General features: G+C 40.3%; 1 protein-coding gene. It reads left to right on the top strand.

Annotated elements, in window-relative coordinates; genetic code table 11:
- Positions 1-199 (top strand): hypothetical protein (locus R0J88_RS22740; protein ID WP_410901284.1); only part of this gene is annotated, 199 nt, incomplete at its 5' end.
- Positions 200-243 lie beyond the last annotated feature (44 nt).

The following is a 243-nucleotide window of genomic DNA, read 5'->3' as shown; positions in this document are numbered from 1 at the left end:
GGAGAGACTTGAACTCTCACATCCTAAGATACTGGAACCTAAATCCAGCGCGTCTACCAATTCCGCCACTCCCGCATTTTTAACTTTGAATAATCAAAGAAAGGTAGTTATTTTAAACTCTTCATTGAGTTGCAATTTAACTCTTGCAGAGCCAATTCTTAAAAAGAAATGGTGGCTAAGACGGGATTTGAACCTGTGACCCCATCATTATGAGTGATGTGCTCTAACCAGCTGAGCTACTTA

The organism is Pseudoalteromonas sp. SIMBA_162 (genome assembly GCF_046535955.1).
GTDB lineage: Bacteria > Pseudomonadota > Gammaproteobacteria > Enterobacterales > Alteromonadaceae > Pseudoalteromonas > Pseudoalteromonas marina.
This window is presented reverse-complemented; position numbering and strand designations above follow the sequence as displayed.